This is a genomic window from Streptomyces sp. NPDC003393, from assembly GCF_053589015.1.
The window spans coordinates 1-19365 of record NZ_JBSFRB010000006.1; the positions used below are offsets into that span (position 1 = coordinate 1).

General features: G+C 71.5%; 20 protein-coding genes and 1 pseudogene. 6 read left to right on the forward strand and 15 right to left on the reverse strand.

The window, feature by feature from the left end; translation table 11 throughout:
- Positions 1 to 224: 224 nt before the first annotated feature.
- From ACWDUZ_RS08060 to ACWDUZ_RS08080, 5 genes are all read right to left on the reverse strand, one after another.
- On the reverse strand, positions 225 to 1322 hold the full coding sequence (locus tag ACWDUZ_RS08060) for an aminotransferase class V-fold PLP-dependent enzyme (protein ID WP_451630962.1): 1098 nt from the start codon (positions 1320 to 1322) through the stop codon (positions 225 to 227).
- A 71-nt stretch (positions 1323 to 1393) separates the two neighbouring features.
- Entirely contained in the window at positions 1394 to 2110 is a 717-nt protein-coding gene (locus ACWDUZ_RS08065) for a DsbA family oxidoreductase (protein ID WP_451630963.1), read from the reverse strand.
- A gap of 76 nt (positions 2111 to 2186) precedes the next feature.
- Entirely contained in the window at positions 2187 to 2696 is a 510-nt protein-coding gene (locus ACWDUZ_RS08070) for an N-acetyltransferase family protein (RefSeq protein ID WP_451630964.1), read from the reverse strand.
- A gap of 73 nt (positions 2697 to 2769) precedes the next feature.
- Positions 2770 to 3378 (reverse strand): DUF1349 domain-containing protein, encoded by a 609-nt coding sequence (locus ACWDUZ_RS08075; RefSeq protein ID WP_451630965.1) that lies wholly within the window; start codon positions 3376 to 3378, stop codon positions 2770 to 2772.
- 43 nt (positions 3379 to 3421) lie between these two features.
- Complete coding sequence (locus ACWDUZ_RS08080; RefSeq protein WP_451630966.1) at positions 3422 to 4951, reverse strand: aldehyde dehydrogenase (NADP(+)); 1530 nt, start codon at positions 4949 to 4951, stop codon at positions 3422 to 3424.
- Positions 4952 to 5092: 141 nt separating this feature from the next.
- Between ACWDUZ_RS08080 and ACWDUZ_RS08085 the strand changes: the two genes are divergently transcribed.
- The 3 genes from ACWDUZ_RS08085 (at position 5093) to ACWDUZ_RS08095 (ending at position 7916) form a co-directional block, all read left to right on the forward strand.
- The gene (locus ACWDUZ_RS08085) at positions 5093 to 5866 is read left to right on the forward strand and encodes an IclR family transcriptional regulator (RefSeq protein WP_451630967.1); all 774 of its coding nucleotides are present in this window, start codon (positions 5093 to 5095) and stop codon (positions 5864 to 5866) included.
- A 3-nt stretch (positions 5867 to 5869) separates the two neighbouring features.
- Complete coding sequence (locus ACWDUZ_RS08090) at positions 5870 to 6340, forward strand: GNAT family N-acetyltransferase (protein WP_451630968.1); 471 nt, start codon at positions 5870 to 5872, stop codon at positions 6338 to 6340.
- 124 nt (positions 6341 to 6464) lie between these two features.
- Positions 6465 to 7916, forward strand: a complete 1452-nt coding sequence (locus ACWDUZ_RS08095) for a peptidoglycan D,D-transpeptidase FtsI family protein (protein WP_451630969.1) — start codon at positions 6465 to 6467, stop codon at positions 7914 to 7916.
- Positions 7917 to 8060: 144 nt separating this feature from the next.
- Here the strand turns inward: ACWDUZ_RS08095 and ACWDUZ_RS08100 are convergent, their stop codons facing one another.
- Positions 8061 to 8864 carry an HAD family acid phosphatase gene (locus ACWDUZ_RS08100; protein WP_451630970.1) on the reverse strand — a complete coding sequence of 268 codons (804 nt, stop codon included), beginning with the start codon at positions 8862 to 8864 and terminating at the stop codon, positions 8061 to 8063.
- A 238-nt stretch (positions 8865 to 9102) separates the two neighbouring features.
- Between ACWDUZ_RS08100 and ACWDUZ_RS08105 the strand changes: the two genes are divergently transcribed.
- From ACWDUZ_RS08105 to ACWDUZ_RS08115, 3 genes are all read left to right on the forward strand, one after another.
- Positions 9103 to 9351 (forward strand): hypothetical protein, encoded by a 249-nt coding sequence (locus tag ACWDUZ_RS08105; RefSeq protein WP_451630971.1) that lies wholly within the window; start codon positions 9103 to 9105, stop codon positions 9349 to 9351.
- A 16-nt stretch (positions 9352 to 9367) separates the two neighbouring features.
- A complete protein-coding gene (locus ACWDUZ_RS08110; protein WP_451630972.1) occupies positions 9368 to 9805 on the forward strand; it encodes a hypothetical protein in 438 nt (145 codons plus the stop codon).
- A 282-nt stretch (positions 9806 to 10087) separates the two neighbouring features.
- Positions 10088 to 10336 carry a hypothetical protein gene (locus tag ACWDUZ_RS08115; protein WP_451630973.1) on the forward strand — a complete coding sequence of 83 codons (249 nt, stop codon included), beginning with the start codon at positions 10088 to 10090 and terminating at the stop codon, positions 10334 to 10336.
- A 37-nt stretch (positions 10337 to 10373) separates the two neighbouring features.
- Here ACWDUZ_RS08115 and ACWDUZ_RS08120 read toward each other — a convergent pair.
- The 9 genes and pseudogenes from ACWDUZ_RS08120 to ACWDUZ_RS08160 form a co-directional block, all read right to left on the reverse strand.
- Positions 10374 to 10878: pseudogene (locus ACWDUZ_RS08120) on the reverse strand (pectinesterase family protein); the annotation flags it as partial.
- A gap of 136 nt (positions 10879 to 11014) precedes the next feature.
- Positions 11015 to 12337 (reverse strand): pectate lyase family protein, encoded by a 1323-nt coding sequence (locus ACWDUZ_RS08125; protein ID WP_451630974.1) that lies wholly within the window; start codon positions 12335 to 12337, stop codon positions 11015 to 11017.
- Positions 12338 to 12354: 17 nt separating this feature from the next.
- Positions 12355 to 12552 (reverse strand): hypothetical protein, encoded by a 198-nt coding sequence (locus ACWDUZ_RS08130; protein WP_451630975.1) that lies wholly within the window; start codon positions 12550 to 12552, stop codon positions 12355 to 12357.
- The gene (locus ACWDUZ_RS08135; protein WP_451630976.1) at positions 12531 to 13874 is read right to left on the reverse strand and encodes an ABC transporter substrate-binding protein; all 1344 of its coding nucleotides are present in this window, start codon (positions 13872 to 13874) and stop codon (positions 12531 to 12533) included. The genes ACWDUZ_RS08130 and ACWDUZ_RS08135 overlap by 22 nt, the downstream gene beginning before the upstream one ends.
- A 62-nt stretch (positions 13875 to 13936) precedes the next feature.
- On the reverse strand, positions 13937 to 15511 hold the full coding sequence (locus ACWDUZ_RS08140) for a family 43 glycosylhydrolase (protein WP_451630977.1): 1575 nt from the start codon (positions 15509 to 15511) through the stop codon (positions 13937 to 13939).
- Complete coding sequence (locus ACWDUZ_RS08145) at positions 15508 to 16353, reverse strand: DUF6807 domain-containing protein (RefSeq protein ID WP_451630978.1); 846 nt, start codon at positions 16351 to 16353, stop codon at positions 15508 to 15510. Before ACWDUZ_RS08145 ends, ACWDUZ_RS08140 begins: the two co-directional genes overlap by 4 nt.
- Entirely contained in the window at positions 16350 to 17513 is a 1164-nt protein-coding gene (locus ACWDUZ_RS08150) for a Gfo/Idh/MocA family protein (protein ID WP_451630979.1), read from the reverse strand. Before ACWDUZ_RS08150 ends, ACWDUZ_RS08145 begins: the two co-directional genes overlap by 4 nt.
- Entirely contained in the window at positions 17510 to 18394 is an 885-nt protein-coding gene (locus ACWDUZ_RS08155) for a carbohydrate ABC transporter permease (RefSeq protein ID WP_451630980.1), read from the reverse strand. The genes ACWDUZ_RS08150 and ACWDUZ_RS08155 overlap by 4 nt, the downstream gene beginning before the upstream one ends.
- The gene (locus tag ACWDUZ_RS08160; protein WP_451630981.1) at positions 18391 to 19326 is read right to left on the reverse strand and encodes a carbohydrate ABC transporter permease; all 936 of its coding nucleotides are present in this window, start codon (positions 19324 to 19326) and stop codon (positions 18391 to 18393) included. Before ACWDUZ_RS08160 ends, ACWDUZ_RS08155 begins: the two co-directional genes overlap by 4 nt.
- Positions 19327 to 19365 lie beyond the last annotated feature (39 nt).

Below are 19365 nucleotides of genomic sequence, written 5' to 3' on the forward strand. Positions count from 1 at the left end.
CCCGGCCGGGGGTCCGGGGGTCGCCCCCCGGACAACACAGCATCGGGGCGAGGGATTTCACTCCGGTGCGGTGAACCCGGCCGGGGGTCCGGGGGTCGCCCCCCGGGCAACACAGCATCGGGGCGAGGGACTTCACTCCGGTGCGGTGACCTAAGTTCTTCCCGGGGCAGGGGCCTCCTCGTGTGGGACGGGGAGGCCCCTGCCCTTTTCCGTCGTGGAACCGCTCAGCCGGCCAGCACGTCCAGCAGGCGGTCCACGTCGGCGGCCGTGTTGTAGAGGTGGAAGGCGGCGCGCAGGTTCCCCGCCCGGTCGGACACCTCGATGCCGGCGGCACTCAACTCGCTCTGTCGGCTGCCGAGTCCGGGGACGGACACGATCGCGGAGCCCGGCGCCGGCACCGGCTCGTGCCCGAGGGAGTCGAGCCCCTTGCGGAACCGGTCGGCCAGCGCGACGTCGTGCGCGTGGACGGCGTCCGCGCCCAGCTCCTCGATGAGCTCCAGGGACGCGCGCAGCCCGGCGTAGCTGAACAGGGCGGGGCTGACGTCGAACCGCCGGACGGCATGGGCGAGTTCGGTGACCGGACCGTAGCAGCTGTCCCAGGGGCGCTCACCGGCGGACCAGCCGGCGAGCAGCGGGGTGAGCCCGCCGAAGTCATCCGCGGCGCCCGGGGCGACGAAGAACGCGGCGCCGTGCGGGCCCAGCAGCCACTTGAACCCCACGGCGGCGAGGAAGTCGTAGCCGTCCGGGTCGACGGGCAGCCACCCGAGCGCCTGGGAGGCGTCGACGTAGACGCGGGCCCCGTGCGCCCGGGCGGCGGCGCGCAGCGCGGGCAGGTCGGCGAGGCGGCCGTCGGCGGACTGGGCGGCGCTGACCGCGACGAGCGCGGTGCCGGACCGGACGGACTCGGTGAGCCGCTCCAGCGGGACGACGCGCACCGTGAGGTCGGCGCGCGTGTGGAAGGGGTTCACCAGCGAGGAGAAGTCGCCCTGGCTGGTGAGGACTTCGGCCCCGGCGGGCAGCGACGCGGCGATCAGGGCGCCGTACTCGGCGACGGAGGTGCCCATGGCCACCCGCTCCGCCGGTACGCCGGCCAGCCGGGCGAAGGACGTCCGGACGGCTTCCACGTCCTCGTACAGGGAACCGAGCGGCCTGCCCTCGGCCCGTAGCCGTACCGCCCGGTGCAGGGCGGTGACGGTGCGGGCCGGGAGCAGGCCGTTGCTCGCGGTGTTCAGGTAGGTGTTCTCCGGGGAGAACTCGGCGCGGACGCGGCTCTCGAAGGTCTCCATGGAACCACTGTGCGGCCCCGCGAAGTCGAAGTCCATCGCGGGATTCTGCGCGGCTCTCCCAAGGAACGCTTATGCATGGGCGCTGACCTGCGCGATCAAGCGGTGCGTCAGCGCTGGGGCACCGCGCATCCGTCCGGGCCGCAGGCCTCGGCGCCGCCGTCGTCGAGCAGGGTCAGCGGGGAGCGCTCGCCCCACGCCTGGTCGAGCGCCTGCGTGAACACCTCGGTGGGCTGGGCGCCGGAGACGCCGTACTTCCGGTCGAGCACGAAGAACGGCACCCCGGTGGCGCCGAGCTGGGCGGCCTCGCGTTCGTCGGCGCGGACCTCGTCGGCGTAGGCGGTGGGGTCGGCGAGCACCGTGCGGGTGGCGTCGGCGTCGAGCCCGGCGGCGACGGCCAGCTCGACCAGCCGCTCGTCGCCCTCGGTGAAGACGGACCGTTCCTCGGCGAAGTTCGCCCGGTAGAGGGCGTCCAGCAGTGCGGTCTGCCGGCCCTGTTCCGCGGCGAAGTGGAGCAGGCGGTGCATGTCGAAGGTGTTGCCGTGGTCGCGGCCCCGGGTGCGGTACTCCAGGCCCTCGGCGGCGGCCTGTGCGCCCAGGTTGTCCTCACCGGCCTGCGCCTGCGCCTCGCTCATCCCGTACTTCCGGGTGAGCATGGTGAGTACGGGCGTCACGTCGCCCTTGGCCCGGTGCGGGTCCAGCTCGAACGAGCGGTGCACCACCTCGACCTGGTCACGGTGCGGGAAGGCGGCCAGCGCCTTGTCGAACCGCGCCTTTCCGACATAGCACCAGGGACAGGCGATATCGGTCCAGATCTCGACACGCATACTCTCGGCTCTTCTCCAGCTCGCACGGGCACGGAGGCTCTCTCCGCCGGTGTCTGAACCTTCGACCGGCCCGCTTTCATTCCCCGGCCCCGGTCACGGCGTACCGCAGGAACACATGGTGGTCCCCCGCGGCGGGCGGCTTCTCCGCGTCGGGGACCCAGCCTTGGCGGGCGTAGAAGGCCTGGGCACGGGTGTTGTCCACATGCACCTCCAGGACGGCCGTACGCCTGCCGTCGGCCTGCCACTGCTCCAGGCAGGCCCGGTGCAGGGCGGTGCCGATGCCCCGGCGCCAGTGACCGGGGTCGACGTGGAACTGGAACAGCTGGACCGTGTCCGCGGGTGCGCCGTCCGGTGTGCGGAAGGAGGCGACGCCCGCGATCCGGCCCTGCTCGACGGCGCACAGCACCTGTCCGTCGGGGCGTCGGATGGCGCCGCGCCAGATCGCGCACCAGTCGGCGTCGGCCTGCGGGACGCCGTCCGGGTAGTACGTCGAACGGGCCCGCAGGTGCAGGCCGGCGATGACCTCGGCCTCGACGGGCAGGGCGGTGCGGATCACGGGGGCGCCGGTGGTGCGTTCTCTGATCACGTGGTCGAGGACGTACGGGCGGGCGCCGCCGGTTGCGGGCCGGACCCGGCCGCGTGGTCCGGACGAGCGGCCCTCAGCTGCCGTCCCGCAGGTCGTCCGGCCAGGCCGGGCGGAACTCGAGATGGTCGTACGTCACCACGCAGCCCTCGCCCAGGGGTGACTGGGTCATGAAGCCGACCAGGGCGGCGCCCGTCTCCTTCTCGTCCCCCAGGGTGAACAGGCGTACGAAGGTCCAGTGCTCGCCGTCGCGGGAGGCGTGGAAGGCGAAGGCGCGGCCGGTGCGGCTCACCCGCAGCCACACCGAGCTGCCGTCGACGGTGAAGGAGTTGGCGTCGTCGGAGTGCCCCCGGGTGACCACGGTGCAGATGGTGGGCACGTCCGGGGAGTACTCCAGGCAGAGCTTGGCCCAGGAGCGCTCGCCGACGTGGACGTAGAGCACACCCGCGTCGAAGGACGCGTTGAACCCGACGGTGACCCGGGCGATCAGCTGGAAGTCGCCCTCGGGCGCGCCGAGGAGGCGGGGCGCGTCCGAGGCGGGGTCCAGTGCCTCACCGGCGGGCGGGACGAAACGGTCCTGCCGTGGACCCGCCCAGCCGGTGAGGACTCCGTCCTCGTAGGACCAGTCGCCGTCCGGGCCGTAGGTGCGCAGGGCGAAGGGGAGTTCGGGGAGTTCTACGTCCATGGCCGGAGTCTCCCAGCTCTCCCCCGCACCGTACGGCCAGGGGTCAGCGTTCCAGTCGGCCGTCGAGGCGGCGGGGCAGGCCCAGCGGGTTGTCGTCGCGCAGCTCGGGCGGCAGCAGCGCCTCGGGGGCGTTCTGGTAGGCCACCGGCCGCATCCACCGCTCGATCGCCGTGCCGCCCACGGAGGTGGAGGTGGAAGTGGTCGCGGGGTAGGGGCCGCCGTGGTGCTGGGCGGGGGCCACGGCGACACCGGTCGGCCAGCCGTTGACGAGGACGCGTCCGGCGAGCGGGGTCAGCTCGGCGAGGAGTTCCGCGCCGCGTCCCTGACCGGCCGCCTCCTCGGCGGACAGGTGCACGGTCGCGGTGAGGTTGCCGGGGAGCCGGGAGAGGACCTCCGTGGCCTCGCCGTCGTCGGTGTAGCGGGCCACCACGGTGACCGGTCCGAAGCACTCCTCCAGCAGCAGGTCGTGGTCGCCCTCGCGGGTCAGCCGCTCGGCCGGGACGGTGAGGAACCCGGCGCTCACCGTGTGCTCGCCGCCCGCGCCCGGGGTGACCGGCGAGTCCACATCGGTCAGTTCGGCGCGCTCGGCGATGCCGGCGAGGAAGTTGTCGCGCATGCGGTGGTCGAGCAGGACGCCGGCCTCGGTGTCGCTGACGGCCTCGGTCAGGGACTTCACCAGGTTGTCGCCGGCCGCGCCGGCCGGGACGAGCACCAGGCCGGGCTTGACGCAGAACTGGCCGACGCCGAGCGTCATCGACCCGGCCAGCCCGGCGCCGATGGCCTCCGCCCGTTCGGCGGCGGCGGCCTCGGTGACGAGGACCGGGTTCAGGGAGCCCAGCTCGCCGTGGAAGGGGATCGGCACCGGCCGCGCCGCCGCCGCGTCGAACAGCGCCCGGCCGCCCCGTACGGAACCGGTGAAGCCCGCGGCGGCCACCAGCGGGTGCCTGATCAGTTCGATGCCCGCCTCGAAGCCGTGCACCAGCCCGAGCACCCCCTCGGGGATGCCGTGCTCGGCGGCGGCGGACCGCAGCACCCTGGCGACCAGCTCGGACAGCGCCGGGTGGTCGGGGTGGGCCTTGACGACGACCGGGCAGCCGGCGCCGAGCGCGCTCGCGGTGTCGCCGCCGGCCACCGAGAAGGCGAAGGGGAAGTTGGAGGCGGAGTAGACGGCGACGACGCCGAGCGGCACCTTGTAGCGGCGCAGGTCCGGGACCGGCGGGGTGGCGGTGTCGTCGGGGTGGTTGATGATCACGTCGAGGAAGGCGCCCTCGTCGACGATGCCCGCGAAGGCCCGCAGCTGGTAGCAGGTCCGGGCGAGTTCACCGGTGAGCCGGACCGGGCCGAGCGCCGTCTCGGCGTCCGCGGCCTCCACGAGCTGCTCCCGGGCCGCCTCGAGGCGGTCGGCGGCCGTGCGCAGGAAGGCGGCCCGCACGGTGCGGTCGGCGAGCGCGCCGCGCGCCGCGTGCGCGGCGCGGACGGCGGCGTCGATCTCCTCCGCTGTGGCCTCCACCGCAACCTGCTCCCGCTGCTTCCCGGTACGGGGATCGACGCTCCAGACTGGTGCTGCTGCCACCGCGGGTCCCTCCACATGTCTTGCGGTATTACCTGGGTCATCCCTCAGAGACGTTCGATATACTGAACACCGTCTCTGATGATGAATACGCTTTCGGAGACTATATCTTCAGGTCCTCGTCGAACGAAGGGGTCAAGGGCGATGGCGGCAGGCGAGACGGGCGGCGGGGCGCAGGTCAAATCCGCGGTGCGGACCGTGGAATTGCTGGAGTACTTCGCCGGCCGCCCCGGGATGCACTCCCTGGCCGCGGTCCAGGAGGCCGTCGGGTACCCCAAGTCCAGCCTGTACATGCTGCTGCGCACGCTGGTCGAGCTGGGCTGGGTGGAGACCGACGCGACCGGCACCCGGTACGGCATCGGGGTGCGCGCGCTGCTGGTGGGCACCTCCTACATCGACGGCGACGAGGTGGTCGCGGCCGCCCGGCCGACCCTGGACCGCCTCTCCGACGACACCACCGAGACCATCCACCTGGCCCGTCTGGACGGCACCAACGTCGTCTACCTGGCCACCCGCCAGTCGCAGCACTACCTGCGCCCTTTCACCCGCGTCGGCCGCCGCCTGCCCGCCCACTCCACCTCGCTGGGCAAGGCGCTGCTGAGCACGTACAGCGACGAGCAGGTCCGCAAGATGCTCCCGGAGACGCTGCCCGCGCTGACCGAGCACACCATCACCGACCGCGAGAAGCTCATCGAGGAGCTGCACCAGATCCGCGAGCAGGGCTACGCCGTCGACCGCGAGGAGAACACACTGGGCCTGCGCTGCTTCGGCGTGGCCATCCCGTACCGCACCCCGGCCCGCGACGCCATCAGCTGCTCGATCCCCGTGGCGCGCCTGACGCCCGCGCACGAACAGATGGTGAAGGATGCCCTTTTCGACGCCCGTGACCGCCTGACACTCGCCACCCGGAGGCTGTGAGCCATGGAAGTCGTGCTGCGCGAGGTCCACGACAGCGATCTGCCGGTGTTCTACCGGCAGATGAACGATCCCGAGTCCCTGCGGATGGCCGCCTTCACCCCGAAGGACCCGGCCGACCGGGACGCCTTCGACGCCCACTGGGCCAAGGTGCGCACCTCCTCCTTCGTGCTGCGCACGATCCTGGCCGACGGTGACGTGGGGGGCAGCGCCGCGGTGTACGGCGAGCCGGGCGAGCGGGAGGTCACCTACTGGGTGGACCGCGCCTACTGGGGGAAGGGTGTCGCCACCGCCGCGCTGCGCGCCCTGCTGGCCGAGGTCCCCGAACGCCCGCTGTACGCCCGCGCGGCCTCGGACAACGCCGGTTCGCTGCGGGTGCTGGAGAAGTGCGGCTTCTGCCGGACCGCGACGGCCCGGGGGTACGCCGAGGCGCGCGGGGAGGAGATCGACGAGACGGTGCTCACCCTCCGCGGCTGACACGACCACGGCCTGTGTGCCGTGCCTGCCGCATACGAGGCGGGCTTCATGAACGTCCGATGAGAAACCGGACGGACGGGAACGTTCCGCCCCTGCTCCCTCGTCATCCATGGGGATGAACGGGATGAACAAGACGATCAGGCGTGCGTCCGTCTTCACGCTGCTGCTCGTGTTCGCGCTGCTGGCCAGGGCGACCTGGGTGCAGTTCTACGACGGCAAGGCACTCGCCGACGACAAGGACAACCGGCGCAGGGCGATCGAGACGTACGCCCAGCCGCTGGGCAACATCGTCGTGGCCGGCCGCGCGATCACCGGCTCGGCCGAGACCAGCGGCGACCTGAAGTACAAGCGGACGTACCTCGACGGCCGGCTGTACGCGGCGGTCACGGGCTACAGTTCGCAGGTCTACGGCGCGACCCAGCTGGAGGGCATCTACCAGGACCTCCTGGACGGCACGGACACCCGGCTGAAGAACCCGCTCGACACCCTCACCGGCAAGCGGGCCACGTCCGGCGACGTGATCACGACGATCGACCCGGACGTGCAGAAGGCCGGCTACGAGGCGCTCGGCGGCAAGAAGGGCGCCGCCGTCGCGATCGACCCGGCCACCGGGAAGATCCTCGCGGTGGTCTCCACGCCGTCGTACGACCCCACCGTGCTCAGCGCCGGGGACGGCGACGCCTGGAAGAAGCTGACCCAGGACCCCGACAAGCCGATGACCAACCGCGCGCTGCGGCAACCGCTGCCACCGGGCTCCACGTTCAAGCTGGTCGTGGCGGCGGCCGCGCTGGAGGACGGGCTGTACTCGTCGGTCGACGTGCGGACGGACAGCCGGGACCCCTACACGCTGCCGGGCACCACACGGGTGCTGTCCAACGAGAACCCGAGCGCCCCCTGCGAGAACGCCACCATCCGCACCGCGCTGCAGTACTCCTGCAACAACGTCTTCGCCAAGATGGCCGTCGACCTGGGCCAGGACAAGGTGCGGGCGATGGCCGAGAAGTTCGGCTTCGACGACGAGTCCCAGGACGTTCCGGTGCGCGCCTACCCGAGCGTGTACCCCTCCGGCATGGACAAGGCGCAGACCGCGCTGACCGGCATCGGCCAGTTCGACGTCACCGCCACTCCGCTCCAGATGGCGATGGTGTCGGCGGCCATCGGCCACGGCGGCGAGCTCGTCTCCCCGCACATGGTGTCGCGGACCACCGACGGCGACGGCGACGTCCTGCGGAACTACGACGACTCCACTGACAGCAAGCGGGTCATCAGCTCCCGCACCGCCGGGCAACTGCGGTCGGCGATGCGCACGGTGGTCGAGCAGGGCACCGGCACCAACGCCCGGATTCCCGGTGTGACGGTGGGCGGCAAGACGGGCACGGCCCAGCACGGTGAGAACAACAGCAAGGTGCCCTACGCCTGGTTCACGTCCTACGGCACCTCGCCGGCGACGGGCCGGCAGGTCGCGGTCGCGGTGGTCGTCGAGCAGTCGGACGCGGCCCGGTCGGAGGTCAGCGGCAACGGGCTGGCGGCGCCGGTGGCCAAGGCGATGATGCGGGCGGCTCTCGCACGCCGGTGACAGGCGGCTTCACGCCACGGGACGGCGACGGCGGCGCGCCCCGCGGCACCGCGTCCCGCGTCGCCCCGCCCGGCGGCACCGCGCCCGGCGCAGATCCGAAGCGGATCGGCCGCCGGACGCCGTGCCGTCCGTGTGCCGCGCGGCTCAGCTGACGAAGTACGTCGGGTTCGGCAGCTTGTAGGTGCGGTCGGCGTAGCCGCCGTCGAGGTCGGAGTACTGGTCGCCGAAGTTGGCGACGATGTCGTACCCGAGGTCCTCGATGTGCTTGCGGGTACCGGACTTGAACTGGACGGTGGTGCACTTCCAGGCGCCCGGGGTGGCGCAGCCGCTCAGGTAGGCCGGCGGGTTGGCCGCGTCCTTGAGGAACATGTGATCGGCGTCGAGGTTGACGTCGGCGCCGACCTTCTTCAGGTTCTCCACGGCGGCGGAGCGCTGGGCCTCGCTCAGGCCCGAGTTGTAGAAGACCGTGACGCCCTTGCTCGCGGCGTACCGCACGAGCTCGGGGCTGCCGAAGACCTCCGGCCGGTCGGCCTGGTCGACGTAGGCCGCCCAGGTGGCGCTGTTGTAGCCGTAGTTGTTCTTCTTCTCGTAGTCCAGGCTGAGCAGCAGCGTGTCGTCGATGTCGAAGACGACGGCCGGCTTGTGGCCCTTGTGCCCCTTGTGCGCGGCCTGGCGGGCCGCCTTGTCGATGTACCGCTTGGCGTCGGCGTCGATGCGCGCCAGGTCCTTGGCGTACGGGCTGTCCGGGGACGCCTGGTAGACACCGTCGGCGTCCTGCGTGGTGCCGTAGTAGGTGTCGATGTCCTTGGTCAGCAGCCCGATGTTGTAGGGCTCGTGGGTGGAGTTGGCGGTGGACTGCCCGGCGGTGGCGGCACCGGCGCCGTAGAGGGCACCCCCGGCGACGGCACAGGCTGCGGCGACCGCGGCGACTCTGAGGGACTTCCGCATGGGATCTCCGGATCTGTCGATGGACGTGACCGGCGAAATCGCGCCAGACACATGACGCGGCACCAGGTCACGGACTGTCTACGCGCATTGCGCACCAGCCGCGAGGGGCGTTACCCGATCGATACGCAATTCCTTCACGCGGGGCATTGCCCCCACATGGTTGCGACATGACTCCCCCTTGACCCGCCTTCCCGAGGGTCGTGAGCCGCGATCGCGAACCGGGGGAAAGGACCGTCAGGTGGGCGAAGGCAAGGACCCGAACAGGGTTCTGGACATCAAGACCGCCGACATCAAACGGGCGGCCCCGGACTTCCACAAGGGCACCGAGGACCTGAGCAAGGCCCTGACCGTCCTCGTCAAGTCCCTTGACGGGCTGGGCGAGCCCTGGGGTCACGCCAGAGAATGGTCGTCAACGGAATGCGAGCCCGGTACCGACTGGTCGTCGACTCGGAGGACGGAAACCGCATCATCACCTTCTTCCCCGTAGGAAAGAGTCACACGCCGTGATCACCGTGCAGTTCACCGTTCGCCCCGGCCAGGGCCGACCCAGCGGATTCGACCTCGGAGACATCTATGTCACCGGCGATCTCGGCACGGCGCAGTCGGCGGGACACTCCCCGGACCAAGGCATGATGATCTACCTGTCTGTCGTACAACTCCTGGACGGCCTGCGTGCCTTTCTGCGAGGCAGCGCCAAGACATACGCGTTCACCGGCGCAGACACTTCCTTCGGCCTCGTCTTCCGGCGCGCGAAGGACGGCCTGTCCGTCGCCACGAAGGGCGGTCTCGTCGCCCGCACGACCGCACCCGAGTTCGTCGCCGCGATCGTGTCCGCTGCCGACTCCCTGTCCCGCACTCTCCCACCGCGGGATGCGGCATCGTCCGACTACCAGGACGCTCTGTCGGAGTTCCGCCCGCTCGCCTCGGAAGACCGTGCATGAAGTACGTCACGGCCGTCTGGGACAAGAGTGGCCGGCTCGTCCTGGAGTTCAAGCCCAACAAGTTCAGGCACGGGTCCGGCCTGCGCATCACCTATTCGTGAGTACGGCACTTCTCCATCGACTACGCCCACGCCATTGACCGGATGCTGGTCGACACCGTGCTCCTCGACGAGATCCTCCCGGACGAGGACGGCGGCTGCCTGCACGAGATCGCGCTGACCGCGCCTCCATCACAGTGCGCTGCCGGGACCTGGAAGCAGTATGGGGAAGTGGTTCTGAATCGTGATCGACACCGTCTTCGTGGGCGGCCTCCTCGCCCTGTGGTGCGGTGTGAACTGGGCGTTCGACGTGCGCGGCATCACCACGCGCCGGGCCGAGCGGATCCGCCGCAGGAACGAGGGGCTGTGGGCGGCGAGCGGGCGTCTCGGCGGGGCGCCGACGCTTTTCGCGACGCCCGGGTATCTGCGGTTCCTGGGCACGCTCATGGCGGGGGCGGGGCTTGTCCTCCTGGTCGTCGCCTACGCCCTGTGACATCCGGGCTGAGCCCCGCCCCGCACCGCTCCTCGGGTCAGCGGCCCCTCCACGGGGCCCAGTCGCCCAGATAGGCCTCCCGCGTCGCCGAGTCCGCCTCGGCCCGAGTGAGCTGGGGTCGGTTCTCCGGCGCGGTGATCTTCGCGCCGGGGGCCCGTGTTGCGGTACTCGGCGAAGCGCTGGGCCTGCCAGGGGTGGGTGTCGTGCATGTTCGTGCAGGGCGCCACCGCGTCGATGCCGGGCCCCAGCCAGGTCTCCCGGACGGTGAGCATCGGGTGGGCGATGATGTCGGAGCTGGGCACCCAGGGGCGGGCCGGCTTGTAGTACCCGTCCGGGGCCTCACTGGTGATGCGGCCGTGCGTGACCAGGTGGCCGCGCGGGTTGGCGACCGCCGTGGAGGGCGCGAAGACGAAACCGTACGGGGTGGCTGCCAGGTCCGTGCGGTTCAGGGTGTGGAAGTGGCAGCCCTAGAAGGCCGCCGTGGCCCGGCCGAAGACGAAGTCGACGTCTCCCTCGACGAAGCAGTGCGCGAAGTACCGGCGGGGGATGCGGGGGGCCGTGTAAGAGGCCTGTCGGGGTGGGGTCCGTGTCGGGGGTTCGTGTCCGGTGGGCCGGGGTTCGTTGTCCGGTGGGCCGGGGCGGTGTGCCGGTCCGCCCCGGCCCGGTCGCTTCACGGCGTCAGCGCAGGTGGCCGGCGCCCGCGCCGTGGTCGACGAGCGCGGGGACGGCCCGCGGGGAATCGACGCGGGTGCGCAGGGTGGGGGTCCAGCCCGCGCCCGGCCGGAGGATCTCGGTGGGGACCTCGGCGTTGTGGACGGCGATCAGGTCGGTGCGCCTGCCGTTGACGTAGTTGTCGGCGGCGGTGACCGGCGCCTCCTTCCACTTCTTCAGGATCGTGCCGGCGCCGACGCCGCTCGGCAGCGTGAACGCGTTGCGCTCGGCGACGAGTTGGGACTCCATGCCGATGCCGTAGCTGTAGCCGTAGTCGGCGCCCGCCACGAAGTGGTTGTTGTAGGAGTCGACCTGGCCGAAGCGGACGCGCGGGGCGCGTTCGACGAGGTTCGAGAACAGGTTGTGGTGGAAGGTGGCCTTCAGGTGGCCGCGGTCGACGGCGGCGGTGGCCGCGCTGTCGCTGTTGCCGATCAGGATCGTCTTGTCGTGGTCGGCGAAGACGTTCCAGGAGGCGGTGACATAGTCGGCGCCCTTGACGATGTCCAGTTCGCCGTCGTGCTGCTCGTAGATCCGGCCGTAGTAGTGCGGCAGGGTGCTGTCGGGGTGGTCGCCGTCGGTGAAGGTGTTGTGGTCCATCCACACATGGGTCGCGCCGTGGACCACCGCGCTGTCGTACTCGGAGTTCCAGTTGCCGTCGGCGGTGTCGGTCGGGTCCCACTGCGGGAAGCAGTCCAGCGGGCTCTCGAAGGAGAGGTTGCGGACGATGACGTTGTCCACGTCCTTGATCTGGAGGCTGGCGCCCTTGAAGCCGGCGTCCTTGCCGACGCCGATGACGGTGGTGTTGGCGGGGACGTAGGCCTTGATGTAGGCGTCCTGCCGTGCCTGTGAGGCGCGGCGCAGGCCCTCGGGGCTGTCGTCGGGTTCGGCGGAGAGGTCCTGGTCGCGGCCCCAGGTCTCGGGGGCGTAGGTCGTCAGGTAGGTGTCGAAGTCGTAGCCGGGGGCGGCGAAGGAGTCGCAGTCCGGTCCGTCGGCGTCGATCGTCCCCCTCACCTTGATGATCTTCGGCTGGTCGCCGCCGTCGGCGAGGGCGGCCTTGAAGGCGTCCCAGGTGGTGACGGTGTAGACGCGTGCGGCGTCGGCCTTGGCTCCGCCGGTGGTGCCGGCGCCGTGGGAGGCCCAGCCGTCCTTGGCGGCCAGCACCTGGCGGGCGGGGTCGGGGGTGTGGTGGTGGCAGGGCTGGGCGGAGGCGGTGCCGGTGACGGCGAGGACGAGGGCGGTGCAGCCCACGGCCACCGTGCTGACGCGCTCATGACATCTTGATCTGCGCACTGTGCGGGTCTCCTCGGTTACACGTCCGGGGCGCTGCTCGCCTCGGGCCAGGTGATGGCGGCGGTGGAGTCGCCGGTGATGTACGGGGTGCGGCGGCCCGCGGCCCGTGCCGTTCCGGTCGCCGCCGGGGCGAGCGGAACGGCGGCGAGGGCCGCGGACCCTGCCTGTCCAAGGGTCGGGGGCACGGCGGAGATCAGCCCTTCTGCTGCTTCCACTCGGCCTGCGCCTTGTTCAACTGGTCGGCCAGCGTGTCCAGGAACTCCTTGGCGGTCATCTTGCCGAGCAGCACCTTCTGGAAGTTGGGCTCGTTGTCGGCCTTGGAGATGGTGTTCCAGTCGGGCAGGTAGTACGGCAGCTGCACGATCTTGGTGTTGGCGCCGTTGAGCGCCTCGGCGGCCAGCTTGGTCGGCTCGGCCTGCTGGATCCAGGCGTCCTTGGCGGCGTCGGTGTTGGCCGGCACCTGCCCGGCGGACTCGTTGAACTTGGAGTTCTCCTCGTGCGAGACGGCGAACTCGATGAACTTCCAGGCGGCCGCCTTGTTCTTGCTCGCCTTGAACAGGCCCAGTCCGTCGACCGGGTTGGACACCTGCACGCGCGTGCCGTCGTCCATGGTGGGGTTGGGGATGCCCCGGAACTTGTCGTTGCCGAGCGCCTTCAGGTGGTCCTGGTAGGAGCCCAGGTTGTGGCTCAGCATGCCGATGGTGCCGCTGTCCCACTGGGCGACCATCTTGGTGAAGTCGTTGTTGACGTCGGCGGACGGCGTGTCCTTCTTGTACAGCGCGACGTACTTCTCCAGCGCGGCCACGTTCTTCGGGTCGTTGACGGTGGTCTTGTCGCCGTTCCAGAAGTTGGTGATGCCCGTCTGGCCGTACACCGCGTCCAGGGCGGGCGCGATGGCCCCCGCGCCGCCGCGGATGGTGAAGCCGAAGGCGTTCTTGTCCTTGTCGGTGAGCTTGTCGGCGGCCTCGTAGAACTTCGACCAGGTGGTCGGGGCGTCCAGGCCGGCCTTCTGGAACAGGTCCGTGCGGTACCACAGCGTGCCGTTGTTGGCCGAGGTCGGCACCTGGTAGAGGGTGTCGCCGCCGCCCGCCGCCTTGCTGACGGACAGCAGACCCGGGCTCAGCCTGCCGTTCAGCGGGCTCTTCTCGAGCCGGCCGTCCAGAGGCTCCAGGGCTCCCTGGGCCGCGATCTCGGCGAGCATCGCAGTGCCCACGCCGCCGACGTCGGGCAGCCCGCCGCCCTGGATCGCGGTGTCGTACTTGGACTGGGCGCTCGCGGCCGGGATGCCGACGTAGTTGACCTTGATGTCCGGGTACTTCTTCTCGAAGTCGGCGATGATCTGCTTCCAGATGTCGGTGCGCACACCGCCGTTGCTGTCCCAGAAGGTGATCTCGCCCTTGCCGGAGCCCTCGGAGCCCTTGCTCCCTCCGGTGCCGCTGCCGTCGTCGCCGCAGGCGGTGGCGGTCAGCGCGAGCACGGAACCCAGGGCGGCGGCCAGAGCGGCGCGGCGCCTGCTTCTGCGAATGTTGATCTTCATTGATCGGCTCTCTTCTTCTGGATCCAACGGGTGCTTGGAGCTGTGGGTGGACCGGGCGTGCCTCAGTGGGCGGGCAGGGCGGTGATGCGGAACCGTGTGAAGCCGGCCGCGCCGGCGTGTCCCTGGCCGGCGGGCGCGAGGGCGAACAGACCGAGGAGGGCGCCGACCCAGCGCCAGGGGGTGGCGGCGAACACCTGGCCGGAGGTCCGGAAGCCGTCGCCGAGGTCGTAGGAGAAGCGGCAGCGCGCCCCCGCGCCGACCTCGACGCGCAGCCGGACCCGCGCTTCGGGCGCGGCTGCCGGGTGGCCGGCGTCCCGTTCCCGGTCGGCGCCCCGTTCGGCGAACCGGTGCACCAGGCGGGCCGTGCCGTCCGCCTGCCGCTCCAGCCCGATCCAGCAGTAGGCGTCGCCGAGGACGGCCAGCCCGGCCCTCGCGCCGGGCTCGGTGCTGTCCAGCCGCAGGTCGGCCTCGACCGCGCAGGGGCGGCCCGGCATCCGCTGGGTGAGGACGTGCGGCAGGGCGCGCGGGTCGTGGGTGCCGACGGTGCGGACGCAGGTCAGCCGCAGGCCGTCGCCGGAGTGCTCGGTGGCCCAGCCGGGCCGGGGGTTGGCGGTCCACTGCCACTGCCGGCCGTACCGTCCGCCGGGGAAGTCGTCGTCGGTGGCGGGCGCGGCGGGCGGCTGCGGCGGCAGCGCGGGCCGTGCGTGCACGGCGACGGGGGCGCCGTCGTCGCCGATGACCGGCCAGGGTCCCCCGCTCTCCGCTTCGCCGGAGCGGGAGGTGCCGCCGGGCTCCCAGCGCATCGGCTGCAGGTGCACGGCACGGCCGTAGGCGCCGCGCTGCTGGAAGTGCAGGAACCAGTCCTCACCGGACGGGGTGCGCACCCAGCCGCCCTGGTGGGGGCCGTTGACGTCGGTGTCCTTCTGCTCCAGGACGACCTTCTCCTCGTACGGCCCGAAGAAGCCGCGGGAGCGGAAGACGCCCTGCCAGCCGGTCTCCACTCCCCCGGCCGGCGCGAAGATCCAGAACCAGCCGTCGTGCTGGTAGAGCTTGGGGCCTTCCAGGGTGAACCAGCCGGGGATGCGGTCCGCGTCGACGATCATTTTGCCCTCGTCGAGGAGTTCGGTGCCGTCGGGGTGCATCCGGTGGCCGGTGAGCCGGTTGTTGATCCCGGAGCGGGACCTGGCCCAGGCGTGCACGAGGTAGGCCTCGCCGGTCTCCTCGTCCCACAGCGGGCACGGGTCGATCAGGCCCTTGCCCGCCTTCAGCAGGTGCGGGCGGGTCCACGGGCCGCGGATCGAGGGGGCGTTGATCTGAAAGATGCCCTGGTCGGGGTCGCCCCAGAAGATCCAGAAACGGTCGTCGTGATGGCGCAGCGACGGCGCCCACACCCCGCTGTCGTGGCGCGGGAAGCGGAACTCGGCCTCCGGCTCCAGGCGTTGGAGGGCGTGGCCGATCAGCGTCCAGTGGACGAGGTCGCGGGAGTGCAGCAGCGGCAGGCCGGGGGCGCGGCCGAAGCTGGAGGCGGTCAGGTAGTAGTCGTCGCCCACGCGCAGGACGTCGGGGTCGGACCAGTCCGCGTCCAGCACCGGATTGGTGTAGGTGCCGTCGTCGCGGTGGGCGCCGGGCAGGCTCATGGGGTCACCGCCTTGCGGACCAGCGCTGACGCCTCGTCGCGGCCGAGGCGGCCGTCGGCGACGACGGCGACGATCCGGCGGACGACGGCCTCGCCGGCCGGTACCGGCAGCCGCTCGTGCCGGGCCAGCGACGAGCCCACCCCCGGATACTCGGCGGCGCGCACGAACCAGGCGTCGCGGCGGGTGGCGTCGGTGGCCCCGGCGAACACCAGCGTCCAGCCGGAGCCGGCCAGGGCCAGCCAGTCGGCGCGAGTGCCGTGCGCCTGCTCCTCGCCGTCCCGGTCCGGGGTGAAGACCTGCGGAGGCTCGTCCTCCTTGCGGGCGCGCCAGAAGAAGCCACCGTAGGCCGCGCCGGGACGGCCGTTGGTGGCCGGGCTGCCCAGCGACAGGGGTCCTGGGGTGACGTTGGTGAGCGAGAAGGCGAAGTCCAGCGCCCAGGCGGTGTCGGTGAGGGGGAGGGCCGCGACGGTACGGCGCTCGCGCAGCAGTTCGCGGCCCGCGGCCACCCAGCGCAGCTCCTGGGCGAAACCGTCCGGCTCGCGCAGCGGGAAGCCGGCGTGCCGCTGCGTGCCGTGGTTGTCCAGCTCGGTCGGACCCCGGCCGCGCACGAAGGTGCGGCCGCCCCAGAAGTTGTGCCCCTCGACGTCGGGGACGGCGACACCGACGCCGAGGTGGTGAGGATGGTCGGCGGGGCCGAGTTCGGTGACGACCGTGCCGGACAGGGTGGTGACGGGGTGCAGACAGGGGCGCGGGGAGAGCCGCAGGGGCAGCTCGGGGCGGGCGACGCAGCGGGCGACGGGGCGGCCCGCGACCCGCAGCACCAGGGAGTCGTTCGGCGTCATCGGGCGGTCACCTCCTTCGACGGGGCCCAGGGGGCGCCGAGCTCGGAGTAGAGGGAGAGGGTGTCGGCGGCGGCCGCGACGAGCCCGTCGACGCCCGGCACGACCCGGCGCCGCTCCCCGGGGAGGGTCCGCCAGGCCCCGGCGGGCAGCGGCGCGGGGTCGGGGGCGGTGCGGACCGCCTCGACGACCCGCATGAACGCGTCCGTCGACGCGGGCGGGACCAGCAGCGCGGCGCCGGCGGTCAGATGGGCGACGAGGTTCTCCAGCAGGTCGGTCCGGCCGAAGTGGAGCTCCTGCGGGCCGTGCCCGGCCCGCTGCACCAGCACGCGGTCCTGCTTGTACCAGAAGGTGATCCGGCCGCTGTCGCCGTGCACCACGACGTACGGCTCGTCCGGGCGCTCGGCACACAGGGTCGCGGCGACGGTGACCGGACCGCGGGCGGTGGTGACGCGCACGCAGGAGGTGTCGTCGGACTCGATGTCGTTGGCCCGCCACAGTTCGGATTCGATGCCGGTGACGTCGTCGGCTCCGGTGGTGCCGATGAGGGCGAGGGCGGTGGCGGTGGCGTGCGCGAGGGGGTTGGTGAGCACCCCGTCGACCACGTCCGCGCCGTTCAGGCGGCGCCGGCCCGCCCAGGGGGCGCGCCGGTAGTACGCCTCGTCACGGGCCCAGGCTCCGGCCCCGCCGACCCCGCCGACCTCACCGATCGCGCCCTGGCCGATCAGCTCGCGGATCGCGGGGACGGCGTGCGAGCCGAGCGACTGGAAGCCGATCTGGCAGGCGACACCGGCCGCGACGACGCCGTCGGCCATGCGGCGGAACTCGGCGTAGGAGGGGGCGGGCGGCTTCTCCAGCAGCAGGTGCACGCCCCGCCGGGCCGCGGCGAGCGCCAGCTCGGTGTGCGTGGGGATGGGTGTGCAGATCACGGCGATCCGGGCGCCCGTGGTGTCCAGGAGGGCGCCGAAGTCGGTGGACTGCGCCGGTGTGCCGATCCCTTCGGGGAGCTCCGCCTCGGTGAGCGGGGTCAGGTCGCAGATGCCGGCCAGCCGCACCACTCCGTCGGCCTGGAGCCGGCGGATGTTGTCCAGGTGCCGGCGGCCGTGGCCGCGGGCCCCGGCCAGCACCAGGGGCAGCGGGGTGGCCGTCCTGTCGGTGGTCATCCCTTCACCGCCCCCGCGCTGAAGCCGGTGATCAGCCACTTCTGGATGAAGGCGAACACGATCACCACGGGTACGGCGGCGACGATGCCGCCGGCGGCCAGCGCGCCGAGGTCGACGCTGTCCGCGTTCATCAGGGTGTTGAGGCCGACGGGGATGGTCTGCTTGCTCTGGTCGGAGAGGAACATCAGGGCGAACAGGAAGTGGTTCCAGGCGTGCACGAAGGCGAAGGAGCCGACGGCGACCAGCCCGGGCCGCAGCAGCGGCAGCACGACGATCCGGAAGGCCGCGAAGCGGTTGCAGCCGTCCACCCAGGCGGCCTCCTCCAGGGAGGGCGGCACGTTCCGGATGAAACCACTGATCAGGATCATCGACAGCGGCAGCTGGAAGACGGTCTCGGCGATGACGACACTGCCCAGCGAGTTGATCATGGACAGTCGGGCGAAGATCTGGAAGAGCGGGACCAGCAGCAGCGCGCCGGGGACGAACTGCGAGCAGAGCAGCGCCAGCATGAAGGCGCGCTTGATCCGGAAGTCGAACCGGGCCAGGGCGTAGCCGCCGGCCAGCGCCACGACGGTGGTCAGGACCAGGGTGGCCAGACCCACCAGGACGCTGTTCTGGAAGTAGGTGCCGAAGCTCCGCTCGGTCCACACCTTCTCGAAGTGGTCGAAGGTGACCGGCCAGGGGACCAGGGAGGTGGAACCGGCCGGGCGCAGGGCGAACAGCAGGATCCAGTAGAACGGGACCAGGGTGAACAGCAGATAGACGCAGAGCGGCAGATAGATCTGCCGGCGCGGGACCTCGTCCCAGGCGCGGCGCCGGGTGCGCGGCCGGGTGTGCCGGGACACCGCAGGCTCGGGTGCCGGGGCGATCTCGGTGATCACTTGGACTCACCTCCGAACTTGCTCAGCCGCAGATAGACGATCGAGCAGAAGAGCAGGATCACGAACGCCACCGTGGTCAGGGCGGAGGCGTAGCCGAAGTCGTGGGCGTCGACGGATGTGTTGGCGATGTAGAGCGGCAGGGTGGTGGTCTCGCCCGCCGGGCCGCCGCCGGTGAGGGTGTAGAGCAGGTCGACGTTGTTGAACTCCCACACCGCGCGCAGCAGCGTGGACAGGACGATGGCGTCCTTCAGATGGGGCAGGGTGATGTGCCAGAACTGCTTGAGCCGGCTCGCCCCGTCGACCTCGGCGGCCTCGTAGAGGTCCTTGGGGACGGACTGGAGGTCGGCGAGGATGAGGATCGCGAAGAAGGGGACACCGCGCCACAGGTCGGCGACCACGGCCGCCGGGAACACCGTCGAGGTGTCCGACAGCCAGCTGGTGCCGTAGGAGCCGATGCCCATGTCGGCGAGGTAGCGGGTGATGCCCGTCTGGGAGTTGAAGAGCAGCACCCAGATCACCGAGGTCAGCACGCCGGAGACGGCCCAGGGGGAGAAGACGAGGGCGCGTCCGAGCGCCCGCCCGACGAAGGTCTGGTTGACGATCAGGGCCAGGGCCAGGCCGAACAGCAACTGCAACCCGACCTCGACCACGACCCACTTGGCGCTGAAGGTCAGCGTGTCCCAGAACTGGGGGTCGTGCGAGAAGATCTGCGTGAAGTTGTCGAGGCCCGCGAAGCCGTTCCGCCACGGCTTGGTGGGGTTGTAGTTCCGCAGGCTGTAGTAGAAGACGCTGAGCACCGGGTAGGCGATGAAGCCCAGCATCAGCAGGGCGGCCGGGGCGATCAGCAGATAGGGGAGCCTGCGCGGCGTGGCGGAGGCACGGCGCCGCCGGGGTGGCGCGGGCGGTTTCGCCACGGCTGCGGCTTGGGCCATGACTGCTCTCCGTTCGCAGTGGGGGCTTTTGCAGGGGTC

Bases quoted from the DNA above. Each gene is read 5' to 3' on its own strand.
- ACWDUZ_RS08060 (WP_451630962.1), bottom strand. From the start codon at position 1,322: ATGGACTTCGACTTCGCGGGGCCGCACAGTGGTTCCATGGAGACCTTC.
- ACWDUZ_RS08065 (WP_451630963.1), bottom strand. From the start codon at position 2,110: ATGCGTGTCGAGATCTGGACCGATATCGCCTGTCCCTGGTGCTATGTC.
- ACWDUZ_RS08075 (WP_451630965.1), bottom strand. From the start codon at position 3,378: ATGGACGTAGAACTCCCCGAACTCCCCTTCGCCCTGCGCACCTACGGC.
- ACWDUZ_RS08085 (WP_451630967.1), top strand. From the start codon at position 5,093: ATGGCGGCAGGCGAGACGGGCGGCGGGGCGCAGGTCAAATCCGCGGTG.
- ACWDUZ_RS08090 (WP_451630968.1), top strand. From the start codon at position 5,870: ATGGAAGTCGTGCTGCGCGAGGTCCACGACAGCGATCTGCCGGTGTTC.
- ACWDUZ_RS08095 (WP_451630969.1), top strand. From the start codon at position 6,465: ATGAACAAGACGATCAGGCGTGCGTCCGTCTTCACGCTGCTGCTCGTG.
- ACWDUZ_RS08100 (WP_451630970.1), bottom strand. From the start codon at position 8,864: ATGCGGAAGTCCCTCAGAGTCGCCGCGGTCGCCGCAGCCTGTGCCGTC.
- ACWDUZ_RS08135 (WP_451630976.1), bottom strand. From the start codon at position 13,874: ATGAAGATCAACATTCGCAGAAGCAGGCGCCGCGCCGCTCTGGCCGCC.
- ACWDUZ_RS08140 (WP_451630977.1), bottom strand. From the start codon at position 15,511: ATGAGCCTGCCCGGCGCCCACCGCGACGACGGCACCTACACCAATCCG.
- ACWDUZ_RS08145 (WP_451630978.1), bottom strand. From the start codon at position 16,353: ATGACGCCGAACGACTCCCTGGTGCTGCGGGTCGCGGGCCGCCCCGTC.
- ACWDUZ_RS08150 (WP_451630979.1), bottom strand. From the start codon at position 17,513: ATGACCACCGACAGGACGGCCACCCCGCTGCCCCTGGTGCTGGCCGGG.
- ACWDUZ_RS08160 (WP_451630981.1), bottom strand. From the start codon at position 19,326: ATGGCCCAAGCCGCAGCCGTGGCGAAACCGCCCGCGCCACCCCGGCGG.